The sequence below is a fragment of the Nocardioides sp. SYSU D00038 genome (assembly GCF_016924665.1).
Taxonomy (GTDB): Bacteria; Actinomycetota; Actinomycetes; order Propionibacteriales; family Nocardioidaceae; genus Nocardioides.
This window is the reverse complement of record NZ_JAFFJT010000019.1, coordinates 116,805-139,682: the sequence shown is the minus strand read 5'-3', so window position 1 is coordinate 139,682 and position 22,878 is coordinate 116,805. Positions and strand designations below refer to the sequence as shown.

The following is a 22,878-nucleotide window of genomic DNA, read 5'->3' as shown; positions in this document are numbered from 1 at the left end:
CGTTCCTCAACCACCGGTGGTTGAGGAAGTCGCGCTAGCGACTGTCTCGAAACCCCCGCCGGCCGAACGCCCTCCCGCAACCAACCGATGCGCGGTGGGGTATCGCCGACCCGGCGCTCGTTGTCGCCGCAGTGCGCCGACCCGGCGTTAATTGACGACGGCTCGGCGAAACCTGGGCCGCCCCCGCCCCTGGTGGTCGCGGAGGACTGTCGGCTCACCGGGTTTCGAGACACGACTTCGTCGTTCCTCGACCACCGGTGGTTGAGGAAGTGCGCTAGCGACTGTCTCGAAACCCCCGTACCCGAACGCCCTCCCGCAACCACCCGATGCGCGGTGGGGTATCGCCGACCCGGCGCTCGTTGTCGCCGCAGTGCGCCGACCCGGCGTTAATTAACGACGGCTCGGCGAAGCCTGAGCCACCCCTGTGGGTGAGGGAGGGTACTCATCTCACCGGGTTTCGAGACCCGACTTCGTCGTTCCTCAACCACCGGTCGTGACTTCCGTCGCTCCTCAACCGGCGCCCGCGCCTCACTCCGCCTCCAGCCACCCCCGGAACGCCTCCAGGTTGTGGGTCGGCTCGCCGCGGAGCTTGCGCCACTCCCACTCCTTGCGGATCGAGGAGGCGAAGCCGAGCTCGAGGATGGCGTTGAAGGACTCGTCGGCGGTGCTGAGGACGGCGCCGAGGAGGCGGTCGAGCTCGTCGGGGGTGACGGCGGAGAGGGGCAGGCGGCCGTCGAGGTAGATGTCGCCGAGGCGGTCGACGGCGAAGGCGACGGCGTACGTGCGCAGGTTGCGCTCGAGCAGCCAGCGGTAGACGCGCTCGTGGTTCTCGTCGGGCTTGCGGCACACGAAGGCGTGCACGCCCAGCGTGTGCGGGCCCAGGTCGAGGCGGACGGCGGTCTGGAGCTTCTTCTCTCCGGGCAGCGAGAACGAGAACAGGCCCGCCGAGGGCTCCTCCCACTCGAGGTCGTTGTCGGTGAGGTAGTCGCGGAGCACCTGGGCGGGGTCGGTCGTCACACGTGCTCCCGCATGGTGGCCCGGGCGCGCTCGTAGACGTCGAGGGTGCGCTCGGCGGTGGCCTCCCACGAGAAGGTGCGGGCCTGCTCGAGAGCGCCGGCCTCGAGGCGCAGCCGCAGCTGCTCGTCGGAGACGACGCGCTGCAGCGCGTCGGCCCACGACGCGGCGTCGTGGTCGGGCACCAGCAGGCCGCTGTGCTGGTCGCGGACGACGGTGGTCAGTCCCCCGACCGCGGCCGCGACGACCGGGGTGCCGGTGGCCTGGGCCTCGGCGGCGACCAGCCCGAACGACTCGTTGTACGACGGTACGGCGACCAGCGTGGCCGCGGCGTACCAGGTGGCGAGCTCGGCCTGGGCGACCGGCGGCACGAAGCGGACGACGTCGGCGACCCCGAGGTCGGCGGCCAGCTGGGCCAGCGACTCCGGTCGGTCCAGGCCGGTGCCCGACGGCCCACCGACGACGGGTACGACGAGCCGCTCCCGGCGCCAGGGCTGGCGCTCGAGCAGCACCGCGACCGCGCGCAGCAGCACGTCGGGGGCCTTGAGCGGCTGGATCCGGCCGGCGAACAGCAGCACGTCGGCGTCGACCGGCAGCCCCAGCTCCGCGCGGGCCTCGGCCGCGGCGCGCGGCCGGAACACCGCCAGGTCGACCCCGGGGTGCACGACCTCGACCCGGCCGGGGTCGGCGCCGTAGAGCTCACGGAGCTGGTCGGCCTCCAGCGCGGTGTTGGCGATGAGCATGTCGGCGGCCTCCACGACCTGCTCCTCGCCGATCACGCGCGACTGGGGGTCGGGGGTGTCGCCCTCGGCGAGGGCGGCGTTCTTGACCTTGGCCATCGTGTGCATCGAGTGGATCAACGGCACGCCCCAGCGGTCGCGCGCCAGCGCGCCGACCTGCCCGGAGAGCCAGTAGTGGGAGTGGACGGCGTCGTAGTGGCCCACCGGCTGGGCGGCCTCGGTGCGCAGCACCTCGCGCGCGAACACGCAGAGCTGGCCGGGCAGCTCCTCCTTGGTCAGCCCCTCGAACGGGCCGGCGTTGATGTGGCGCACGGTGATCCCGTCACCGGCGGCGACCTCCACGGGCAGCGCGGAGCTCGTGGCCCGGGTGAAGATGTCGACCTCGACGCCCAGCGGCACCAGGCGGCGGGCCAGCTCGAGGACGTAGACGTTCATGCCCCCGGCGTCACCGGTGCCCGGCTGGTCGAGCGGGGAGGTGTGCAGGCTGACCATCGCCAGACGCCTGATCCGGTCCACGTGGCTCCTTCCGAGGTCCTACCCCGGCCCAACCGTAGGGGCACCCCATCTGTTCCCGACCGCACGATGCCCAGTCCTAGGGTGGTGGACATGTTCTGGCACGGACTCGTCGACGACGCCGCGATCTTCCCGCCGGGCGACGCGCCCCTGGCCGACGCGACCGCCGCCCACACCGGGCGCGCGGGTCCGGCCCGCGACCTGGTGGGCACGTTCGTGGTCAGGGACACCGACCTGCCGGCGCTGCGCGACTGCCCGGCCCGCCTGTCGGTGGTGGTCAGCGGCGGTGCGGGCCAGGTCGCCGGACCCGCGGCGCTGTGCGACCGGCTCGGCCTCGCCCTCGCCGGCCTCGAGATCGCGCTGCGCGACCTCGACGACCTGCCCGGCAACGCCCGCCGGGTGGTCGCGGCCGTCGACGCCGCCCGCGCCGAGGGCAGCCTCGACGAGGAGGTGCCGGTCTTCGTCGAGCTGCCCCAGCAGGAGCCCACCGCGGCCTGGCTGGCCGCCGCCGACGCCGTCGCCGAGGCCGAGCTGCGGCTCAAGCTGCGCACCGGCGGCCTGCACGCCGACGCGTTCCCCACCGCAGCGGTGCTCGCCGCCTGGGTCGACGCGGCGCTCGACCGGGAGACGGCATTCAAGGCCACCGCCGGGCTCCACCGCGCGGTGCGCCACGCCGGCCCCGACGGCTACGAGCACCACGGCTTCCTCAACCTGCTCCTCGCGACCCGCCGGGCGTACGACGGCGCCTCGGCCGCCGACGTCGCCGCGACGCTGGAGCGCCGCGACGGCGAGGCGCTCGCCGAGGAGGCCCGCGGCCTCGACCTTGCCGCGACCCGGAGGTGGTTCACCTCGTTCGGGTCGTGCAGCGTCGAGGAGCCGCTCGCCGACCTCGCGGCGCTGGACCTCCTCGGCTGAGCGTGCTCAGGGCTGGGGCGCGAACACCTCCAGCTCGGCCAGCTGGAGCCGGAACAGCGCCGCCTGGGCCTCGTCCGGGGCGCTGCGACCCAGCCGGGTGACCAGCAGCCGCACGTAGCGACCGCTGCCGGTGACGTCGTAGCCGATGCCGACCGACCCGTCGGACGCCTGCCCCGCCTGGGTCGACACCGTCTGCCAGGTGCTGCCGTCGTCGGAGAGCTGCAGCTGGAAGTCCGCCGGGAACCCGGCGCCGCCGTTGCCGACGGGCTCGCCGGCGGTCGCGGTGCGCGGCCACAGCCAGACGCTGCCGACCTGCTGCACCGAGCCCAGGTCGACCTGCACCCACTGCTCGGCGTCGCGGCTGCTGTTGGGCGGGTCGGAGGTGAACCCGCGGGACCCGGTGGTGCTCACCCGGGTGCCGTCGACCAGGTTGGCCGTGCCCCACGAGCAGCAGTTGAGCCCGGCCTTGGCCGTCACCGGTCGACCGGCGGCGAGGTTGCCGGCGGGGCTGGGAGGCGGCTCGGTGGCGTCGAGCAGCACCGCGTCGACCTGGAACCGGCCGGCCCACGGCTGGTCGCCCCGGGCCCGGTAGGACACCTCGATCCGCGCGATGTCGGCACCGGTCCACTCCGCCAGCGGCACGCGCACCTGGTTCCAGGCGTCCGGCGAGACCGCGGTGACCACCTCGGTGGTCACGCCCGCGGAGTCGGTGACGACCACCCGCGCCTCGTAGGGGCCGCCCGGGCCGCCGCCGTAGCCGTCGAGGTGGACGACGAGGGCCTGCTCCGGGCGGTAGGGCACCGGCTCGGGCTCGTCGACCGACACGGTGCGCCACTCGCCACCCGCGACCGTCGAGGTCGGCACCGCCTCGAGCAGCCGCTGGCCGAGGCGGGCGGTGCCGGGGCCGTTGGCCATGGAGGTGACCGACGCGACCGACGACGTCCCGTCGCCGGCTACCCAGCCCTCGGTGCCGGACTCGAAGCTGTGCAGCAGCACCTGCTCGTCGGTGAGGCAGGCCTCCTCGAGCGGGTCGGCCTCGCAGCCGGCGCCGCGCACGAAGACCTGGGTGCGGGCGGAGTCCCAGACCACGCCGCCGGCGGTGATCTCGAGGTCGACGGGGCCGCCGGCCGCGGCCTCCTCGCCGCGGGTCAGGGTCGCGCTGACCGGGGCGGTGCCGCGGGCCGGCACGACCACGGCCGGGGCCTGGCCCCACGTCCAGCCGGCCGGGGCGGTGGTGCCGCGCGCGGTGACCCGCAGCGCCTGGGCGCCGCGGTTGGTCACGGTGGCCACGACCGAGGTCGAAAGAGCGTCCGGCTCGACCACCCGGGGGCTGGCGGCGAGCGCGGTGATCGCCAGCGGCGAGCCGACGTCGACGGTCAGCACGCTGAGCGCGTTGAACCTGGTGCCGGCCCGGCGCCCGGACAGCGCCAGCGTCAGGTCGGTCTCCCCGGGCGGCTGGGCGGCGGGCACGGTGACCCGGAACGTCGCCACCCGGCGTCCGCCGGGCCCGACGAAGCGCGGCAGCGCCCGCAGCACCTGCACCCGCCACGAGTCCGGCACGCGCAGGCCGACCGCGGCCCGGGTGAGCGGCTTGCGGCCGCCGTTGGCGACCACGGTGGAGACGTCGAACGTCGAGGCGGACACCGGGGCGCCCACCACCGTCGGCGTGAGGCTGATCCTGGCGTAGCCGGTGGCCAGCCCCGACAGCGAGCGCCGCACGCCCTGGGCCCGGGTGCTGACCAGGCGCACCGACGCGGCACTGACCTGGCGGCGCGCGCGGGCCTGGCGCAGGTCGCGCTCGAGGCGCTGCAGGCGCGAGAGCGCCGTGGCCACCCGGGTGCGGACGACCGGCTCGCGGCCGTACCCGCGGGCCCGCAGCGCCCCCTCGATCTTCGCGAGCACCTGCCGCTGGTCGCGGACCAGCACGGCGCGCGCCTTGCGCGAGGAGAGGCCGCGCACCGCGGCGCCCAGCGAGCGGGCGTGGGCGCGGGCCCGGAGCAGGTCGCCGGTGCCGCGGTCGGCGGCGAACGCGTAGGAGCCGGAGCCGACGGTCACGACGACCCGGTCGCCCTGCTGCCGCACCCCGAGCACGCCGGCGCGGCCGGCGACCGGCCGGTTGCCCTCGACCACGTCGGCCGTGCGGGAGGCCGGCACGTGCACCTCGGCGACCGTGCCGACCGGCACGGTGACCCGCTGCACGGTGCGGCCGCCCTCGGGCGCCCAGGCGCTCGCGAGCCGGCCGTGCGGGGTGAGGATGCTGGCCGAGGCGCGCTGCACCTCGTCCATCACCTGGGGCGCGATCACGACCCGGTCGTAGCCCGTGGAGCCCTCGGCCTGCCGGATGCCGGCCACCGAGTCGTAGAGCCAGTGGTCGATCGAGGTGAACATCGGGTGGTTGAGCGACGAGGCACCCTCCCAGTCCTCCCAGATGGTGCCGGGACCGTGCTCGAGCATGTAGCCCCAGCCCGGCTTCTCCTTGCTGCGCACGACGTCGAGCACCACGTCGGAGCGGCCGTGCATGGCCAGCGCCTCGGGGATGTACTTGATGCCGGGCAGGCCGCCGGTGAAGTGGCCGCCCCGCTCGTCGACGACGTCGTCGACCAGGGTCTGCACGACGCCGTCGACCAGGCCGTCGGGCACGATGCCGAGGGTCAGCGGGAACGCGTTGGCGAACTGGCTGGGGCCGTAGCTGGCCTCGGCCTCGTCGAGGAACTCGGCGTTGATGGCGTCGGCCGCTGCCTCGGCCCGCTGGGCCAGGTCGGCCGCGTCGGCCGGCCGGTCGGCGAGCCGAGCCGCGCGCTCCACGATCCGCAGGTCCCAGTAGTAGAAGCCGGTGCGGAACAGCCGCGAGTCGGTGGTCTCGACGCCGAGCCAGTCGTCACCCCAGTGGCCGGTGTTCTTGGTGACCAGCCCGCCCTCGGTGGTGGTGGCGACGTAGTCGACGTAGGCCTTGAGCGAGTCGTAGTGGTCGACCAGCGCGGTGGTGTCGCCGTAGTGCTTCTCCAGGTAGGCCGGGATGAGCACGTGCGAGGACGCCCAGGCCGGGTCGGAGCGGTCGCGCCAGCCGTTGGACGGCTCGGTCGGCACGATGTCGGGCACGCGGCCGTCGGGACGCTGCGCGGCCACCGACTCCTCGGCCCAGTTCTCGTAGAACGGCGCCATCGCGAAGTTGTCGATGGTGGCCTCGGCCGCGATGTGGGCGTCGGCGGTCCAGCCGCGCTTCTCGCGGGTCGGGGTGTCCTCCGGGACGGCGTGCAGGCCGTTGACCTGGGTCTGCACGTTGGCGGCGTGCAGCCGGTTCAGCATCGCGTCGGAGGAGCTGAACGAGCCGGTGCGCCGGACGTCGTTGTGCACCTCGCGGGCGACCACGGTGTCGGTGCCGGGCGCCTCGGTGAGTCCGGTGACCTCGACCCAGCGGAAGCCGGCGTAGACGAACGACGGCTCCCAGTCGACGTCGCCACCGGTTGAGGTGAAGGTGCTGGTCTGCTGGGCGCCGATGACGCCGTTGTCGACGCGGCCCGCGCCGTTGAGGCGCTCGCCGTGCTTGAGGGTCACGGTCGTGCCGGCCGGCAGGTTCGCGCGCAGCCGGGTCCAGCCCGCGCGGTTCTGCCCGAAGTCGAGCACGTAGACGCCCTCGGCGGGCTCGGTCACCGACACGGCCCGGTGGTCGGCGACCACGCGCATCGGCTCGAAGACCGCGGCGTCGAGGCGGCCGGTCTCGGTGCTGCTCACCCGCACCGGCGACCAGGTGCCGGTGGCGTCGGGCTCGGACCAGCCGGCGAGCTCGCGCCGGGCGTCGTACGTCTCGCCGTGGAAGCGGTGGGCACGGACCACCGGGCCGGGCGCGGAGGTCCAGTCCTCGCCGGAGGCCAGCTCGACGACGCCGTCGGTGGTCACGATCCGCAGCTGGGCGAGCACGTCGGAGTCCTCGCCGATCATCAGCCCGAGTGCGTTGTCGCCCTCGCGCACCAGGTCGGTGACGTCGTACGTGCGGTAGAGCGCCCGCACCCGGGTGTCGACCGAGGTCGACTCGACCTGGGTGTCGGAGACCCGCTGCCCGTTCAGCCACGGCTCGTAGATGCCGCGGGCCAGGCCGAACTGCTGCTCGCAGCAGATGCCCTGGCCGTCGGGGCCGCGCTCGAAGCTGCCCCGGCCGGAGACGTAGAGGCGCGCGGAGACGACGTCGGCCGGGACCTCGACCTCGCCGCGCAGGTAGCTGCCGCCGGCGGCCGCGCTGGCCGGCGCCACCCAGTCGGCGCTCCAGTCGTCGCCCGACAGCAGCCCGGTCTCCCACCACGACGCCGGGCTCCAGGCCGACACCTTCCCGGCGCCGTCCCAGACCTGCACCCGCCAGTGGTAGCGCGTCGCGCTGCTCAGCGCCGGCCCGGCGTAGGCGACCTGGGAGCGCGCGGAGGCGACCCGGCCCGAGTCCCACACGTCGGCGGCCCCGGCCGCGAGCCCGGCGGCGGTCGTGGCCACCTGCACCCGGTACGCCGTCTGCCGGGCGCCGCGCACCGAGCCGGGCGTCGTCCAGGCCAGCCGCGGGCGCGCGGAGTCGGTGCCGAGCGGGCGCACCAGCAGGTCGGTGGTCAGGTCGGCCACCCGGAGCGTGCTCGCCGCCGCGGGCGCGGAGCGCGCCACGACGGCGGGGGCCGCGGCGGTCACGGTCGGCACCACCGCGAGCGGCAGCAGGCCGGCCACCACGGCGGCCAGCGGGCGGGCCAGCGACCGGGACGACCGGGGCGCGTTGAATCGCATCAAGACAGGTCCTTCATCGTCGGAGAGCCTCTTGATACGACCCTGGAATGCCCCGGGGCAAGACTGTAGATGGAACGTTTCACATCGTGAGCGCCGTCACACCGCTCCGCCGCCTCACGATGACCGGATCCGGCCAGCGGCGGCACCTGCCCCCGCTGCTCTAACCTTCGCGCATGGGCGTGCTCACCCCGCTGGCCGTGCGGATCGGCGCGATCGGCTGGCTGCCGCGGTACCTGCCGCAGATCGTCAAGGTCGACGAGGCGCTGCAGCGCGCCAGCCGCGGCCGGCTCTCGCTGCTCGACGTCGCCGGTCTGCCCAACCTGGTGCTGACCGTGCCCGGCCGGAGGAGCGGGGTGCCACGCAGCACGCCGCTCCTCTGCGTGCCCCACGACGGTGGCTGGCTGATCGCGGGCTCCTACTTCGGCGGGCCGAAGGTGCCGCTGTGGGTCGGCAACCTGCGCGCCGCCGGGCGGGCCGAGATCAGCGTCCGGCGCGACCGGCTGCCCGTGACCGCGCGCGAGCTGGCCGGCGAGGAGCGGACGGCGGCGTGGCAGGTGATGCTGCGCACCTGGCCCAACTACGCGAAGTACGAGCAGCGCACCTCGCGGGTGATCCCGGTGTTCCGGCTGGAACGCGCGTGATCCAGCTCGGGCAGCACCCGGCGCCGCGGCACACCGTGGCCCACCTCTCCGACCCCCACCTGCTGGCCGGCGACCTCCTGCAGTACGGCGTGGTGCGGCCCGAGGACGGCCTGCGGCTCGTGCTCGGCCGGCTGCTCCGCATCGACCCGCCGCCTTCCGCGCTGGTGTTCACCGGCGACCTCGCCGACCGGGCCGAGCCGGCGGCGTACCGGCGGCTGCGCGAGCTCGTCGAGCCGGTGGCCGATCGGCTCGGCGCAGAGGTGGTGTGGGTGATGGGCAACCACGACGAGCGCGACGACTACGCCCGCGAGCTGTTCGGCGCCGAGGCCACCAGCCCCCAGGACCGGGTGCACGTGGTCGACGGGCTGCGGATCGTCTCGCTCGACACCAGCGTGCCGGGCTGGCACCACGGCGCGCTCGACGACGACCAGCTCGCGTGGCTGGCCGACGTGCTCGCCACGCCCGCCCCCGACGGCACGCTGCTGGCGATGCACCACCCGCCGATCCCCACCCCGATGCTCCGGGCGGCCGAGCTGATCGAGCTGCTCGACCAGGAGCGCCTCGCCGACGTGGTGCGGGGCACCGACGTGCGCGCCGTGCTGGCCGGCCACCTGCACCTGTCGACCCACTCGATGTTCGCCGGTGTGCCGGTGTCGGTGGCCTCGGCCAGCTGCTACACCACCGATCCCGCACCGCTCGACCGCTTCGTCTCGGGTGTCGACGGCGGTCAGGCGTTCTCGGTGGTGCACGTCTACGACGACCGCGTGGTGCACACGACCGTGCCGCTCGCCGCAGCGGCGGAGGTCACCGGCTACCCCGGCGACGTCGCCCCGCTGGTCGAGGGGCTGACCTTCGAGGAGCGGCTCGACGTGTTCAGCCGCAAGGACTCCGAGTTCAACTCCGGGCACGAGGCCCACGCCCCCCTGCCCGACGAGCCGGTCGACGAGCCCCTGGACGTGCGGAGCGAGCCGTGACCCGCCGCTCGCTGCTGCTCGCCGACGTGGGAACGCTGCTGCTCGCGCTGGTGGTCGTGGTGCTCGTGGGCGGGGACGACGACGAGAGCGCGCCCGCGACGGCACCGGCGGCGACCGTCGCCGACTTCTGCGCCGGCTTCGACGCGATGGCCCGGCTGCAGGGCGCGCTGGTCGCGGGCGACCCGTCCGTGGGCCCGGAGCTGCGGGAGGCGGCCGGCGACCTCGTCGACCTGGTGGACCGCCTCGGCGTCGACGACGAGGTCCGGGCCGGCGCCGAGGTGGTGCTCGGACCACTCACCCGCTGGCAGGAGGGGATGACCGCCGAGGACCTCTCCGGCACCGGCGCCTACACCGACGAGGACGCCGCGGCCGCCGCGGCCTTCTCGACCTACCTCAACGACCACTGCGCCAGCGACGGCGTCGCGCACGACCACGACGGCGACGGCGAGCCCGACCACGCACCCGATGACCATGACGAGCACGACGACCACGACGAGCACGGGGACGAGCACGGGGACGAGTGAGCGCCCGGGTCGCCGCCGCGCTCAGCGACCGGCGCCCGCCGTCAGCACCGCCTGCCGCCGCGCGGGCCGGTCGCCCCGGCCGAACAGCTTGTGCCGCAGCGTGCCCGGTCGGTACGCCGTGGGGTAGGCGCCGCGGGCCTGCAGCACCGGCACCACGTGCTCGACCACGTCGACGAACGACCCGGGGGTGACGGCGTAGGCGAGGTTGAACCCGTCGACGTCGGTCTGCTCGACCAGCGCCTGCACCTCGTCGGCGACCTCCTCGCCCGAGCCGACGACGAGCTGGCCGAGACCGCCGATGCCGGCCCGCAGCGCGAGGTCGCGCACGGTCCAGGGCCGGCCGTCGTCGTCGACGCCCGAGTAGGCGCTGGCGTAGGTGTGGATGGCGTTGCTCGTCACGTCGGCGAGCGGCTGGTCGAGGTCGTGGCGCGACAGGTCCTCCCCCATCCAGCCGGACACCAGGGCGAGCGCGCCCTCGGCGTCGGTGTGGGCGAGGTAGTCGTCGTACTTGGCGCGCGCCGCCTGCGGCGTCGCGTCGGTGACGATGGTGAGCTTGGTGTAGATCCGCACCGAGCGCGGGTCGCGGCCGGCCTCGGCCACGGCGGCGCGTACCCGCGCGACGGTGGTGGCCAGCGACGCCGGGCCGGACGCGGCGACGAAGACCGCCTCGGCGTGCCGGGCCGCGAACCCGATGCCGCGCGGCGACGAACCGGCCTGGTAGATCACCGGCGTCCGCTGCGGCGACGGCTCGCTCAGGTGGAAGCCCGGGACGTCGAACCACCGGCCGTGGTGGTCGATCGGGTGCACCTTCGCGGGGTCGGTGAAGACCCCGGAGGCGGCGTCGCGCACCACAGCGTCGTCCTCCCACGACTCCTCCCAGAGCCGGCGCACCACCTCGAGGTACTCCTCGGCGTGGTCGTAGCGCTGGTCGTGGGGCAGCTGGGTGCCGCCGAGGTTGCGCGCGGCGGAGTCGAGGTAGCCGGTCACGATGTTCCAGCCCACCCGACCCCGGGTCAGGTGGTCGAGCGTCGACATCCGGCGGGCGAACGGGAACGGGTGCTCCGCGGAGGTGTTGGCCGTGACGCCGAACCCGAGGTGCTCGGTGACCAGCGCCATCGCCGGCACCAGCAGCATCGGGTCGTTGATCGGCACCTGCGCCGCCGCCCGCAGCGAGGCGGTCGAGTCGCCGCCGTAGACGTCGTAGGTGCCGAGGACGTCGGCGAGGAAGATGCCGTCGAAGACCCCGCGCTCGAGCACCCGGGCCAGCTCGGTCCAGTGCTCCAGGTCGCGGTAGTGGGCCGAGCGGTCGTCGGGGTGGCGCCACAGGCCGGGCGACTGGTGCCCGACGGTGTTCATGGCGAAGGCGTTGAACCCGATCTGCCGGGTCACCGGACGACCTCGTCCGACGACGCGGGCCCGGGCTGCACCTGCGGAGGCGCTTCGACGGTGACCAGCTCGGGGCGCGGCGAGCGGTGGCCGACCACCGCGCCGGCCAGTCCGTCGAGCCGCGCTCGCTGCTCGGCCGTGAGCACCACGTCCACCGAGCGGGCGTTGCTCCGGGCCCGGTCGGCCTGCTTGGTGCCGGGGATCGGCACCACGTCGTCGCCCTGGGCCAGCACCCAGGCGATCGCGACCTGGCCGGGCTCCACCGCGAGCTCGGCCGCGATCTCGCGCACCGTGCCGGCGAGCAGCAGGTTGGTCTCGAGCGCACCGGGGACGAACCGCTCGCGACCGCGCAGCCGATCGGGCACGTCGTCGAGGCCGCGGATCGCGCCGGTGAGCAGGCCGCGGCCCAGCGGCGAGTACGGCACCAGGCCGATGCCCAGCTCGCGGGCCACCGGCACGGTGTGCTGCTCGATGTCGCGGCTGAACACCGACCACTCGGTCTGGATCGCCGCGATCGGGTGGGTCGCGTGGGCGCGCCGGATGGTGTCGGGTCCGGGCTCGGAGAGACCGAGGTGGCGCACCTTGCCGGCAGCTACCAGCTCGGCCATCGCCCCCACCGTCTCCTCGATCGGCACCCGCGCGTCGACGCGGTGGAGGTAGTAGAGGTCGACGTGGTCGAGACCGAGCCGCTGCAGCGAGGCGTCGAGCGCCGCCCGTACGTACTCCGGGCGCCCGTCGACGTCGCGGCCGTCGGGGTGGGGGGTGCCGAGCGGGTTGCCGAACTTGGTGGCGACCACGACCCGGTCGCGCACCGCCGACACCGCGCGGCCGAGCAGCACCTCGCTGTCGAACGGCCCGTAGACGTCGGCGGTGTCGAAGAGGGTGACGCCCTCCTCGAGGCTGGCGTCGACGACGGCGCGGGCGCGCTTCTCGTCCTCGGCGGACGTGCCGCCGACCAGGCTCATGCAGCCCAGGCCGACGGCCGAGACCGCCAGCGCGCCGAGTCGTCGCGGGGGCAGGGGACGGGTGGTCATGCGGTGGCCTCCTGGGGCTCGCGGGTGGTCGCGCCCCAGGCCGGGAGGCCGAGGCGGGTGCGCAGGTCGCTGCCGTCGTACGCGGGCCGCGTGAGCCCGCGGCGCCGCAGCTCGGGCACGACCAGGTCGACGAAGTCGCGCAGGCCGCTCGGGAGCGCGTCGAACATCAGCACGAACCCGTCGGCCGCGCCGCCCTCCCACCACGACTGGAGGTCGTCGGCGATCGTGACTGGGTCGCCGACCAGGGACCGGTGGCCGAAGCTGCCCTCGCGCAGGAAGTCGCCCACGGTGCGCTCGCCGTCGGCGAAGAAGCTCAGCACGGCCAGGCGGAACCCGTCGGCGCCGTGGGTGGCCGGCCGGTGGGCCTCCGGCGGCAGCGGCCGGTCGAGGCGGAGCAGGGCCTGGTCGACGCCGAGGAAGTGGGCGAGGTTGACCAGCCGCGCTTCGGGTGTGCCGACCAGGTCGTCGAGCGCGCGCCGCTTCGCGAGCGCCTCGGCGCGGGTCTCGCCCGCGACCACGACGACGCCGGGGAACAGCAGCAGGTGCTGGGGATCGCGACCCAGCGCGGCGGCCCGGGCCCGGATGTCGGCGCGGTAGTCGCGGGCCGAGGCGAGGGTCAGCTGCGCGGCGAAGACCGCGTCGGCCTGCCGCGCGGCGAGGTCGCGCCCGCCCTCCGACCCGCCGGCCTGGAAGACGACCGGCTGGCCCTGCGGCGGCGGCGGCACCTGCAGCGGGCCGGCCACGTCGAAGAACTCGCCGTGGTGGTCCACCGGGTGCACCTTCGCGGTGTCGATGAACGTGTGCGTCGTGCGGTCGAACGCCAGGGCGCCGTCCTCCCAGCTCGACCACAGGGCGCGGACCACGTCGACGTGCTCCCCGGCCCGCCGATAGCGCACGGCCTTGTCGGGCAGCTCGGCGAGGCCGACGTTGCGCGCCGACGCGGGGTCGAAGCTGGTCACGACGTTCCACCCCGCCCGGCCGCCGCTCACGTGGTCGAGCGAGGCCACCGCGCGGGCCACGGCGTACGGCTCGACCAGCGTGGTGCTGATGCTGGCCACCAGGCCGACGTGCTCGGTGGCACCGGCCAGCGCCGAGAGGGTGACCAGCGGGTCGAGGGTCCACCGGGGCTGGCGGTGCGACTCGGGCTGGAGCGCGGCGAAGTCGGCCAGGAACACCGCGTCGAGCACGCCGCGCTCGGCCTGCCGCGCGAGCTCGCGGTGGTAGCCGAGGTCGACGAACGCGCGCGGGTCGGCGCCCGGCGCCTGCCAGGCGCCCTGGTGGACGCCGGAGGGCTGCATGTTGACCACGAGCGGGAGGTGCCCCCGGGTGGGGCCGCCGGGTGTGGAGGCGGTGGGCATCAGAAGAACGACCCCTCGGGTGGTGGCGTGCCGTTGAGCTCGTGGTCGCCGACGACGCGCAGCTTGTACGACGCCGGGTTGTGCGCGATCACGGTGCGCGCGTTGCGCCAGTGGCGGTCGAGGCCGAGGTCGGCCCGCACCGCGGAGGCGCTGCCGGCGTCGAGCAGCCCGGACGTCGTCCGGGTGGCGAGCTCGTCGACGACCACCTTGGCGCGGGCCGCGTCGAGCGAGGCGGCCTCCATCTCGGGGACGCCGCCCGCGGCCAGGGCCCGCTCGAGGCTGCGGGCCGCCTCGACCACGGTCGCCCGGGCGGCGAACGCGTCGGCGGAGAGCCGGCCCACGGTGGCCTGGAGCAGCGGGTCGTGGCGTGGCACCTCGTGCAGGCCGTGGAAGTAGTTGCGCCGCCGGCCGCGCACCAGGTCGACGGCCTCGGCGGCGGCCGCGGCGGTGATACCGGCGACCACGGCGGTGAGGTAGACCTGCGCGAACGGCGTCGCGCGCGGCGGGCGCCGCTGCTCGAGCTGGTCGGCGGTGACCACCTCGTCGGCGTTGAGCCGGACCCGCCGGAACCGCGTGGTCCCCGAGCCGGTGAACCGCTGCCCGATGCCGTCCCAGTCGTCGAGCCGCGCCACCCCGCTGCGGTCGGTCGGCACCATCGCGTGGGCGACCCGGCCGTCGGCCTGGGTGGCGAGCACGTGGATGCGGTCGGCGTAGAGGTTGCCTGTGGAGTAGTGCTTGGTGCCGTCGAGCACCCAGCCGTCCTCGTCGAGCAGCAGCGTGGTGGCGAAGTCGCGCTCGCCGGCCCGCGGCATCGCGGTCTCCCCGAAGCCCAGGCCCCACAGCAAGCCGTCGGCCACCTCGGCCAGCCAGCGGCCGTGGTGCGCCTCGTCGGCCAGCGCGCCCTCGACGAACAGGAGGTGGTTGCGCAGCAGGTGGGCGACGTTGGAGTCGGCCTCGGCCAGCTCGACGGTCAGCTCGACCAGCTCGACCAGCGAGAGACCGCGCCCGCCGAGCCGGGGCGGGAGCCGGAGCGCGCCCCAGCCGGACCGGGCGAGCAGCCGTACCTCGTCGTACGGCGCCCGTCCGGTCCGCTCGCGCTCCGGCTCGCCCTCGGCGACCCTCTGGAGGAGGTCGGCGAGGCCCAGGCGACGCGCAGTGGCGAACCGCCGCCCGGGGGTCGTGGCGGCGCCCGGTCCCTCCGCGGGGACGGACCGGGCGGGGGCCTCAGTAGTGGATGACGCCACGGGTCCCACCTCCCACCGACACCGCGTCGCCGTTGACCGCGACGCTGCGAGGAGAGGCCAGGAAGGCCACCACGTCGGCCACCTCGGCGGCGTCGACGAGGCGCCCGAGCGCGTTGGCGCCGAGCTCGTCCTCGAGCTCGGCGACGGTGCGTCCCTCGGCCGCGGCCCGGGTCGCCAGGTCGCGCGACAGCGTGGGGGTGCGGGTCAGGCCGGGGTGGACGACGGTGACGTTGACGCCGTGGGGACCGAGCTCCTCGGCGAGGTTCTTGGTCAGCGCAGCGACGCCGACGTTGCGCACGGAGCGCACCAGCGAGCGCGTCTCCCGGGCACCGAGGCCGCCGATGTTGACGATCCGGCCCCAGCCCTGCGCGACCAGGTGGGGTGCGACCGCGCGGGCGGTGCGCAGGTAGCCGACCAGCTTGGTGTCGACGTCCTCCCAGAACACCTCGTCGGTCGTGTCGAGCAGGCCCGGCATGTGCCTGCCGACCTGCTGGTTGGAGGCGGAGTTGACCAGGATGTCGACGCCGCCGAGGACGTCGACCGCCTCGGCCACCAGCGCGCGCACCGAGCCGTCGTCCTGCACGTCGGCGACCACCGGGTGGGCACGTCGGCCGCCGTGCTCCGCGACCTCGGCGGCCAGCTTCTCCAGCGGCTCGCGGGTGCGGGCGGCGAGCACCAGGTCGGCGCCCTCCTCGGCCAGCACCCGGGCCACCTCGACCCCGATGCCGCCGGTCGCGCCGGTGACGATCGCCCGGCGGCCGGTCAGGTCGAGGTCCATCAGGCCACCCCCGCCCGCTCGTGGCCGGGCTCCTCGAGGCCGAGGTGCGAGCGCAGCGTGGTGCCCTCGTACTCGGTGCGGAACAGCCCGCGCCGCTGCAGCTCCGGCACCAGCCCGTCGACGATCGCGGTGAGCCCGTCGGGGAACGCGTCGACGTTGAGGTTGAAGCCGTCGGCGCCCCGGCCGGTGAACCAGGCCTCCACGTCGTCGGCGACCTGCTCGGGCGTGCCGACCAGGCTGCGGTGGCCGTTGGGGTTGCGCTCCAGCAGCTGGCGCACGGTGAGGTCCTCGCGGCTGGCGAGGTCGAGGATCGCCGCCGCGAACCCCAGGCTCCTGCCCCTGCCGCCGGCCCGCTCCAGCAGGTCCCACGGCAGGGGCCGGTCGAGGTGGAGGTCGCCGGGCTCGAGGCCGAGGGTGCCGCTGAGCGACTCCAGCTCGCCCTCGAAGCCGGCTACGCCGTCGAGCCAGGCCTTGCGCTCGCGCGCCTCGGCCTCGGTGCCGCCCAGCACGGGGAAGAGCCCGGGCAGCACGACGACCTGGTCCGGCGACCGGCCGTGGCCCGCGGCGGCGGACTTGACGGTGCGGTAGAACCCCTGGGCCGCCGGCAGCGTGTGGCTGACCGAGAACACCGCGTCGGCGTACCTCGCGGCGAGCGCGGTGCCCTGCGGCGATCCGCCGGCCTGGAGCAGCACCGGCCGCCCCTGCGGCGAGCGGGGCACGTTGAGCGGACCGTGCACCCGGAAGTGGGTGCCGTCGTGGGCCACCGGGTGGATCCGCGCCGGGTCGGTGAACGTGCCGCTGGCCTGGTCGGCGACCAAGGCGCCCGGCTCCCACGACTCCCACAGGGCCAGCACGACGCGTACCGCCTCCTCGGCGCGGGCGTAGCGCTCGTCGTGGTCGGGCAGGTCGTCGAGGCCGAACAGCCGGGCCGCCTCGGGGGCCCGGGTGGCGACGACGTTCCACGCCGCCCGACCGCCGGAGACGAGGTCGAGCGACGCCGTGGACCGGGCGATGTTGTAGGGGTGCTGGAAGCTCGACGACTGGGTGGCGACCAGGCCGACGTGCTCGGTCACCCGCGCCACCGCGGTCAGCGGCACGAACGGGTCGAGCGCCTGCCACGGCCGGGTCTCGGAGTGGTCGAAGCCGTCGGAGAAGAACACCGCGTCGAGCCGGCCCCGCTCGGCCAGCCGCCCGATCTCCTCGAAGTAGCCGAGGTCCAGGAAGCCGAGCGGGTCGGGCTGCACCCGCCACGAGGCGGGGTGCCGGCCCGAGCTGTTGACGTTGACGTTGAGGTGCAGCCGACGGGGGCGGGCAGCGGTCGTCACGGGGTGCTCCTGAGCTCGTCGAGGGGACGGAAGGGGTGGCCGATGCTCCACGGGTCACCGACGTCGCGGGCGATCCGCCAGCGACCGATCGCGTGGGGCTTCCAGCGCACGGCGTCGTGGAGGGTGTGGGTGCGGGCGTCGCGCCAGTAGCGGTCGTGCCCGTGGTCGGGGTGGGTCGAGCTGGCGCCGCCCACCTCGAACAGACCGGCGGTCACCGCCAGCGCGGCCCGGGTGCTCACCAGCTTGGCGGCCGCGACCTCGTACCAGGTGTCGACGACCTCCTCGAGCGGCGAGGCCTCGTGGAGCAGCGAGAGCCGCGCGGCGGCCGACTCCACGAGCCGACGGGCGGCGAGCGCCTGCACGGACAGGTCGCCCACGAGAGCGACGCCGAGCTGGTCGTCGCCGAACTCCTTGACCCCGGCGCCGCGGCCGGCGTGCACCCGCCGGGCGAGCGCGACGGTCTCGTCGACCGCCGCGACCGCGATGCCGGCGTCGATGGCGGCGTGCAGCAGCTGGCCGAGGGCCGAGATCCGGTAGGTCGCCACCGGCGCGACCGCGTGGTCGAGCACGTCGACGTCGGCGACCCGCACCCCGCGGAAGACCGAGGAGCCGGACGCCGTCGTCCGCTGCCCGATGCTCTGCCAGTCGTCGACGACCTCGACGCCCGGGGCGTCGCGGGCCACCAGCGCGGTGCGCTGCCGGCCCTCCTCGTCGCGGGCCTGCACGGCGATGTGGTCGGCGAGCAGCGAGCCGGTGCTGTAGACCTTGCGGGCCTCGAGCACCCAGGCGTCGCCGGCCCGGCGCAGCGCACTCGCGCTCTCGCCCGGTGGCCGCTCCCCCGGCTCGGCCGTGGCGTTGCCGAGCACCGCGCCCGACCCGACCAGGGCCAGCCAGCGCCGTCGCTGGTCTGGTCGGGCGGCGAGCCGGATCCGCTCCACGGTCATGAAGTGGTTCTGGGGGACCTGGCCCAGGCTGCCGTCGGCGCCGGCCAGCAGCAGCACCGCCTGCACCAGGGTCGCAGCGTCGAGGCCGAGCCCGCCGTGCTCGACGGGCACGGTGGCCGCCCAGAACCCGGTCGCGCGCAGCCGCTCGACCTCGGCGACCGCGTAGGTGCGCTCGCGGTCCCGGGCGGACGCGCCCGCCCGGACCTCCTCGACGACCTGCGTGAGCTCGTCGAGGAAGGTCCCGGCGACCGCGGGCGACCCGGCGACCAGCGTCACTGCGCCGCCTGTGCGTCCGCGCTCGAGATCGCGCCCTGGACCTCGTTGTAGCGCGGGTCGAAGCCGATGCCCACCTCGGGCAGCTTCGGGATGGCCTTGCCGTCGAAGAGGGCCTGGGCCACCGCCTGCTCCTCGGCGAGGAGCCCGTCGTCGAACGCCCGGAAGGCGCCCCGGCGCACCTCGTACTCGAAGTCCGCGCGGGCGTCGTCGACCTTCAGCTGCTCGACGAGGATCTTCTTGACCTCCTCGGGATTCTCGTCGTGCCAGGCCCAGTAGCCCGACATCCGCTCGAAGAACTCCTCCAGCGCGGCGTCCTTCTCCTCGTCGTCGAGGACGTCCTTGCGGGCCGTCCACACGTTCAGCGCCGGGATCGCGGTCTGGCTGTCGTCGAGGATGATCTCGGCGTCACCGGAGGCCAGGGCGCCGAGGATCGGGCCGTGCCCGCCGGAGTAGATGTCGACCTCGCCGGCGTTGAACGCCGCCGCCGAGGTGGCGCCGTCGGCGAACTGCGTGGGCTCGATGTCGTCCTCGGTCAGGCCGCCCTGCACCAGCGAGACGAGGTACTGGGCGTGGTTGTAGCCGCCGAAGTTGAAGCCCCACTTCTTGCCCTTGGCGTCCGCGACCTCGGTGATGCCGGAGTCGGTGCGGACCGCGGTGACCAGCGGGGAGAACTCCGGGTCGTTGCCGTTGCGCCAGCCGGCGACGATCTCCAGCGGCGCATTGTCGGCCGTCCAGTCGGTCTTGGAGTTCGCCTGCTCGATGGTCAGCGAGGTGTCGCCCATGTGGCCGAGGTCGATGGCCTTGGAGTAGAGCGCCTGGAGGTTGGCGGCCGGGCCGGTGAGGTTGACCCACTCGACGTCGAGATCGGCGCCGTCGAGGACCCCCGAGGCCTCGATCAACGCGGGGAACGCGGTGTCCTGGTAGCTGATGGTCAGCTTGGTGGCACCGTCGGAGCCCGAGCCCGCGTCGGCGTCGCCGCCGCAGGCGGAGAGCCCGGCGGCCAGCAGGGTGGTGGCGAACAGGGAGGCGATGAGCTTTCTCATGAGATCTTTCCGTAGTCGCGGTGAGCCGGGTGGTCCGGGCTCACGTGGGGTGAGACCTGGCTCAGGTGGGCCAGGACCTCGCGCTTGGTGGCGTTGAACTCCGGCGAGGTGGTGTCGCGCGGACGGGGTGTGGTGACCCGGATGTCCGCCTGGATGTGCCCGCCCCCGAGGACGATCACGCGGTCGGCGAGGAGCAGGGACTCCTCGACGTCGTGGGTGACCAGCAGCACGCCCGGCTGGTGCTCCTGCCACAGGGCGAGCACCAGGTCCTGGGCCTTGCGGCGGGTGAACGCGTCGAGCGCCCCGAACGGCTCGTCGAGCAGCAGCAGGTCGGGCTCGCGGAACAGCGCACGGGCCAGCCCGACGCGCTGGGCCTCGCCGCCCGACAGGGTCTTGGGCCAGGCCTGCGCCTTGTCGGCCAGGCCCACCTCGGCCAGCGCGGCGTGCGCCGCCTGCCTGGCGCCCGCGCCGCGGCCCGCGGCCAGCACCACGTTGCGCCAGACCCGCTGGGCCTGGATCAGCCGCGGCTCCTGGAACACCACCGAGGTCTTCTCCGCGATGGTGGCCCGGCCCGACGAGGCGTCCTCGAGCCGGCCCAGGATGCGCAGCAGCGTGGTCTTGCCGGTGCCCGAGGGCCCCAGCAGGGCGACGAACTCGCCGCGGCCCACGGTGAGGTCGATCCCGTCGAGGATCACCTGCTCGCCGTAGCTCTTCGACAGACCCTCGAGCCGCACCACGGGCTCGCCGGTGAGCACGGCCTCGTGGCTGAGGACCTCCTCGGCCGGCCCGGTCGTGGGGGTGGTCGTGGGGGTGGTGGCTGGGGTGGTGTCAGCGGCCGTCATGGGTGGCCCTCCAGGGGAGCAGGACGTGCTCCAGCGTGCGCATCACCACGTCGACCACGAGTCCGAGGGCGGCGTAGACGAGGATGCCCGCGAGGATGATGTCGGTGCGCTGGAACTGGTTGGCGGTGTTGAGGATGTAGCCGATGCCGGCCTGGGAGTTGATCTGCTCCGCGGCGACCAGGCCGAGCAGCGCGGCTCCCGCGGCGTAGCGCCAGCCGACCAGGATCCCCGGCATGGCGAGCGGTACGACGACGAGCCGGATGGTCTCCCAGCGGGACATGTCGAAGGTGCGGCCGACCTCGAGCAGCTTGCGGTCGATGCCGCGGATGCCGTGGTAGGTGTTCAGGTAGACCGGGAAGATCGAGGCGCCGATGATCAGCGCCACCTTGGAGGTCTCGCCGATCCCGAACCAGACGACGAACAACGGCACCAGCGCGATGAACGGGATGGTGCGCAGCATCTGCAGCGGCGCGTCGTAGAACCGCTCGGCCGTGACCGACAGCCCGGCCACCACCCCGAGCACGAGCCCGGCGGTGCCGCCGACGAGGAGGCCGGTGCCCGCGCGCTGCAGCGAGATCGGCAGCGCCGCCTGGAGGTCGCCCACCGCCCACAGCTCGCGGTAGGCGTCGAGGATGGCCATCGGGCCCGGCAGCACCTGGGGGCTCACCCAGTCGAGGGTGTCGCTGAGCTGCCAGAGCCCGATCAGCGCCAGCGGGGCCAGCACGCGGAGCAGCAGCTGGGGGACCCGCCGGACCCGGGTCGTGCCCGACCCCGGCACCCCGGCGCGCTCGTAGGTGTGGGTCGTGGTGGGCGCCGCCACCGGCACGCCGGCCGGGGCGCCCAGCGTCTCGAGCGCGGTCACGGCCGCTTCTCCTCGAACGCGAAGTCGGGGTCGCCGGTCGACGCCGGCACCAGCGAGTACTCCCACTCGAAGTACTCGCGGTACCAGCGGTCGCGCTCGGGCCCGAACTCGGGTGGGCCGACCTCGTCGACCACCTCGCCGGCGTGCTGCGGGTCGGCCGTGGTCAGCGGGACGCCGACGTCGGCGAGGTCGTCGGTCAGCACCGCGACGTCCGCCTCCGCGGCGAGCAGGTCGGCGGCGGCGAAGTGCGGGGCGTAGGACGCGCTCCCCACCAGCACGAGCCGCCCGCGCCCGACCAGCCCGGCCAGGTGCTCGCGGCGCGCGTGCACCGCCCCCGGGAGGTGACCGGCGGCGTACTCGCGCGAGGGGCGGAGGTCGACCACCGTCAGCTCCCGACCGGAGGCGAGGGCGGCGCCGAGCTCGGCGGCGGAGACGGTCGGCACCTCGGGGCGCGCAGCGGGGGTGGTCTCGGGCCGGCGGGTCACCGGCGCGTCGTGGGTGATGACGTGCACCGGTCCGTCGTGGAGGTAGCGCAGCCACTGCACGGTGCTGGCGCTGCGGAGCAGGTCCTCGGTGTCGACGAGGACGACCCGGGCGCCGAGCACCGGCAGGTGCTCGTCGGTGCCCTGCACGAGCTGGCCGCCCTGCACGGAGCGGGCACCCGGCACCGAGCCGGCCGCGTGCTCCTCGGGCCGCCGCACGTCGATGACGTACGTCGTGCGCCGGGCGTCGGCGACCAGCGCGTCGTACGCCACCGCGTCGAGCACCGTCGCACCGGCGCTGTCGAGGGTCTGCTGGGCCCACTTCCGAAGGTCGTCGGGGACCTCGACGGGGGCCGGGAGCGGGGTGCCGGGGCCGTCCTCGACCCGCAGCCCGGCCCAGCCCCAGGCGGGCGTGCCGTTGTGGAGCGAGTAGACCGGGTTGACGATGCCGGTGTTGACCAGCGACTGGGCGCCCACGATGCCGCGGGTGCGGCCGGCGCAGTTGACCACGATCCTGGTGGCCGGCCCGGTGACGGCCGCGAGGCCGCGGAAGGCGAGCTCGGCGCCGCCACCGGTGTCGAGGCCGCCGGGGATGTGGTGGTGGACGTACTCCTCGTGCGGGCGGCTGTCGAGCACCACCACGTCCTCGCCCGCCTCGCGCCAGCGGGCGACGGTCTCGCTGTCGACGGTGCGGGTGCCGAGCTCGGCCTCGATCCACTCGCCGAGCGTCTTGCTGCGCACGTTGGTGCCCGTGTAGAGGCGCTCGCCCGCGGCGGACCACCCGGCCAGCCCGTCGCGCAGCACGCGGACGTCGGTGTAGCCCAGCCGGGCGAGCACCTCCGCGCCGCGGGCGTCGAGGTCGGGCTCGGAGGCGAGCACCACGGTGGTCCCGCGGCGGGGTACCAGGGTGGTGACCCGCTGCTCGAGGTCGTGGAGCGGGATGCCGCCACTGAGGGCGGGGTGTCCCTGGGTGCGGACCAGCGGCGGGCGCAGGTCGAGGATCGCGAGCTCGCGGTCCGGCTCGTCGATCAGCCGCCGGAGCTCGGCGGCGTCGATGGGTGTGGTCATGAGGGTCCTCGGGTGTGGGTGGGTCGGACGGGTCGCGGCTGTCCGGGGTCGGGGCTGGCCGGTGGCGGTGCGCCGGCGGGGGGCGCAACCTTCAGCCGCGACAGAGCGCGCTGGCCGTGAGGAGGAGGTCGACGTGCCGCCGACCGTGCAGCAGCAC

Annotated in this window: 18 protein-coding genes; 4 read left to right on the top strand and 14 right to left on the bottom strand. The window is 74.8% G+C overall.

Features of this window, described 5'->3' with window-relative positions:
• Positions 1–528: 528 nt before the first annotated feature.
• Both JT721_RS12225 and mshA read right to left on the bottom strand, forming a co-directional pair.
• Positions 529–1,017 (bottom strand): YbjN domain-containing protein, encoded by a 489-nt coding sequence (locus tag JT721_RS12225; protein WP_205473415.1) that lies wholly within the window; start codon positions 1,015–1,017, stop codon positions 529–531.
• Positions 1,014–2,261, bottom strand: a complete 1,248-nt coding sequence (gene mshA, locus JT721_RS12220) for a D-inositol-3-phosphate glycosyltransferase (RefSeq protein WP_307828020.1) — start codon at positions 2,259–2,261, stop codon at positions 1,014–1,016. The genes JT721_RS12225 and mshA overlap by 4 nt, the downstream gene beginning before the upstream one ends.
• A 99-nt stretch (positions 2,262–2,360) precedes the next feature.
• Between mshA and JT721_RS12215 the strand changes: the two genes are divergently transcribed.
• The gene (locus JT721_RS12215) at positions 2,361–3,182 is read left to right on the top strand and encodes a hypothetical protein (protein ID WP_205473414.1); all 822 of its coding nucleotides are present in this window, start codon (positions 2,361–2,363) and stop codon (positions 3,180–3,182) included.
• Between the two features lie 6 nt (positions 3,183–3,188).
• Here JT721_RS12215 and JT721_RS12210 read toward each other — a convergent pair whose 3' ends face one another.
• The gene (locus JT721_RS12210) at positions 3,189–7,940 is read right to left on the bottom strand and encodes a family 78 glycoside hydrolase catalytic domain (protein ID WP_205473413.1); all 4,752 of its coding nucleotides are present in this window, start codon (positions 7,938–7,940) and stop codon (positions 3,189–3,191) included.
• Positions 7,941–8,113: 173 nt separating this feature from the next.
• Here JT721_RS12210 and JT721_RS12205 point away from each other — a divergent pair, with 173 nt between their 5' ends.
• From JT721_RS12205 to JT721_RS12195, 3 genes are read left to right on the top strand one after another with little or no spacing between them, the layout of a single operon-like run.
• The gene (locus JT721_RS12205) at positions 8,114–8,581 is read left to right on the top strand and encodes a nitroreductase family deazaflavin-dependent oxidoreductase (RefSeq protein ID WP_205473412.1); all 468 of its coding nucleotides are present in this window, start codon (positions 8,114–8,116) and stop codon (positions 8,579–8,581) included.
• Positions 8,578–9,555: a metallophosphoesterase gene (locus tag JT721_RS12200; protein WP_307828018.1), complete on the top strand. Its 978-nt coding sequence runs from the start codon at positions 8,578–8,580 to the stop codon at positions 9,553–9,555. Before JT721_RS12205 ends, JT721_RS12200 begins: the two co-directional genes overlap by 4 nt.
• Positions 9,552–10,079 (top strand): hypothetical protein, encoded by a 528-nt coding sequence (locus tag JT721_RS12195; protein WP_205473411.1) that lies wholly within the window; start codon positions 9,552–9,554, stop codon positions 10,077–10,079. The genes JT721_RS12200 and JT721_RS12195 overlap by 4 nt, the downstream gene beginning before the upstream one ends.
• A 21-nt stretch (positions 10,080–10,100) precedes the next feature.
• Here JT721_RS12195 and JT721_RS12190 read toward each other — a convergent pair whose 3' ends face one another.
• Genes JT721_RS12190 through JT721_RS12140 form a run of 11 tightly spaced genes read right to left on the bottom strand, consistent with a single transcriptional unit; the run spans position 10,101 to position 22,721 of the window.
• Positions 10,101–11,468 carry an LLM class flavin-dependent oxidoreductase gene (locus tag JT721_RS12190; protein WP_205473410.1) on the bottom strand — a complete coding sequence of 456 codons (1,368 nt, stop codon included), beginning with the start codon at positions 11,466–11,468 and terminating at the stop codon, positions 10,101–10,103.
• Positions 11,465–12,499 (bottom strand): aldo/keto reductase, encoded by a 1,035-nt coding sequence (locus tag JT721_RS12185; RefSeq protein WP_205473409.1) that lies wholly within the window; start codon positions 12,497–12,499, stop codon positions 11,465–11,467. The genes JT721_RS12190 and JT721_RS12185 overlap by 4 nt, the downstream gene beginning before the upstream one ends.
• Positions 12,496–13,857 (bottom strand): NtaA/DmoA family FMN-dependent monooxygenase, encoded by a 1,362-nt coding sequence (locus JT721_RS12180; RefSeq protein ID WP_205473408.1) that lies wholly within the window; start codon positions 13,855–13,857, stop codon positions 12,496–12,498. Before JT721_RS12180 ends, JT721_RS12185 begins: the two co-directional genes overlap by 4 nt.
• Positions 13,857–15,101: an acyl-CoA dehydrogenase family protein gene (locus JT721_RS12175; RefSeq protein ID WP_205473407.1), complete on the bottom strand. Its 1,245-nt coding sequence runs from the start codon at positions 15,099–15,101 to the stop codon at positions 13,857–13,859. Before JT721_RS12175 ends, JT721_RS12180 begins: the two co-directional genes overlap by 1 nt.
• Positions 15,082–15,879, bottom strand: a complete 798-nt coding sequence (locus tag JT721_RS12170; protein ID WP_205473406.1) for an SDR family NAD(P)-dependent oxidoreductase — start codon at positions 15,877–15,879, stop codon at positions 15,082–15,084. Before JT721_RS12170 ends, JT721_RS12175 begins: the two co-directional genes overlap by 20 nt.
• On the bottom strand, positions 15,879–17,204 hold the full coding sequence (locus JT721_RS12165) for an LLM class flavin-dependent oxidoreductase (protein WP_205473405.1): 1,326 nt from the start codon (positions 17,202–17,204) through the stop codon (positions 15,879–15,881). The genes JT721_RS12170 and JT721_RS12165 overlap by 1 nt, the downstream gene beginning before the upstream one ends.
• Positions 17,201–18,424 (bottom strand): acyl-CoA dehydrogenase family protein, encoded by a 1,224-nt coding sequence (locus JT721_RS12160; RefSeq protein ID WP_205473404.1) that lies wholly within the window; start codon positions 18,422–18,424, stop codon positions 17,201–17,203. Before JT721_RS12160 ends, JT721_RS12165 begins: the two co-directional genes overlap by 4 nt.
• Positions 18,421–19,467 (bottom strand): ABC transporter substrate-binding protein, encoded by a 1,047-nt coding sequence (locus JT721_RS12155; protein WP_205473403.1) that lies wholly within the window; start codon positions 19,465–19,467, stop codon positions 18,421–18,423. Before JT721_RS12155 ends, JT721_RS12160 begins: the two co-directional genes overlap by 4 nt.
• Positions 19,464–20,309: an ABC transporter ATP-binding protein gene (locus JT721_RS12150; protein WP_205473402.1), complete on the bottom strand. Its 846-nt coding sequence runs from the start codon at positions 20,307–20,309 to the stop codon at positions 19,464–19,466. The genes JT721_RS12155 and JT721_RS12150 overlap by 4 nt, the downstream gene beginning before the upstream one ends.
• Positions 20,296–21,171: an ABC transporter permease gene (locus JT721_RS12145; protein WP_205473401.1), complete on the bottom strand. Its 876-nt coding sequence runs from the start codon at positions 21,169–21,171 to the stop codon at positions 20,296–20,298. Before JT721_RS12145 ends, JT721_RS12150 begins: the two co-directional genes overlap by 14 nt.
• Entirely contained in the window at positions 21,168–22,721 is a 1,554-nt protein-coding gene (locus tag JT721_RS12140) for a rhodanese-like domain-containing protein (protein ID WP_205473400.1), read from the bottom strand. Before JT721_RS12140 ends, JT721_RS12145 begins: the two co-directional genes overlap by 4 nt.
• Positions 22,722–22,878 lie beyond the last annotated feature (157 nt).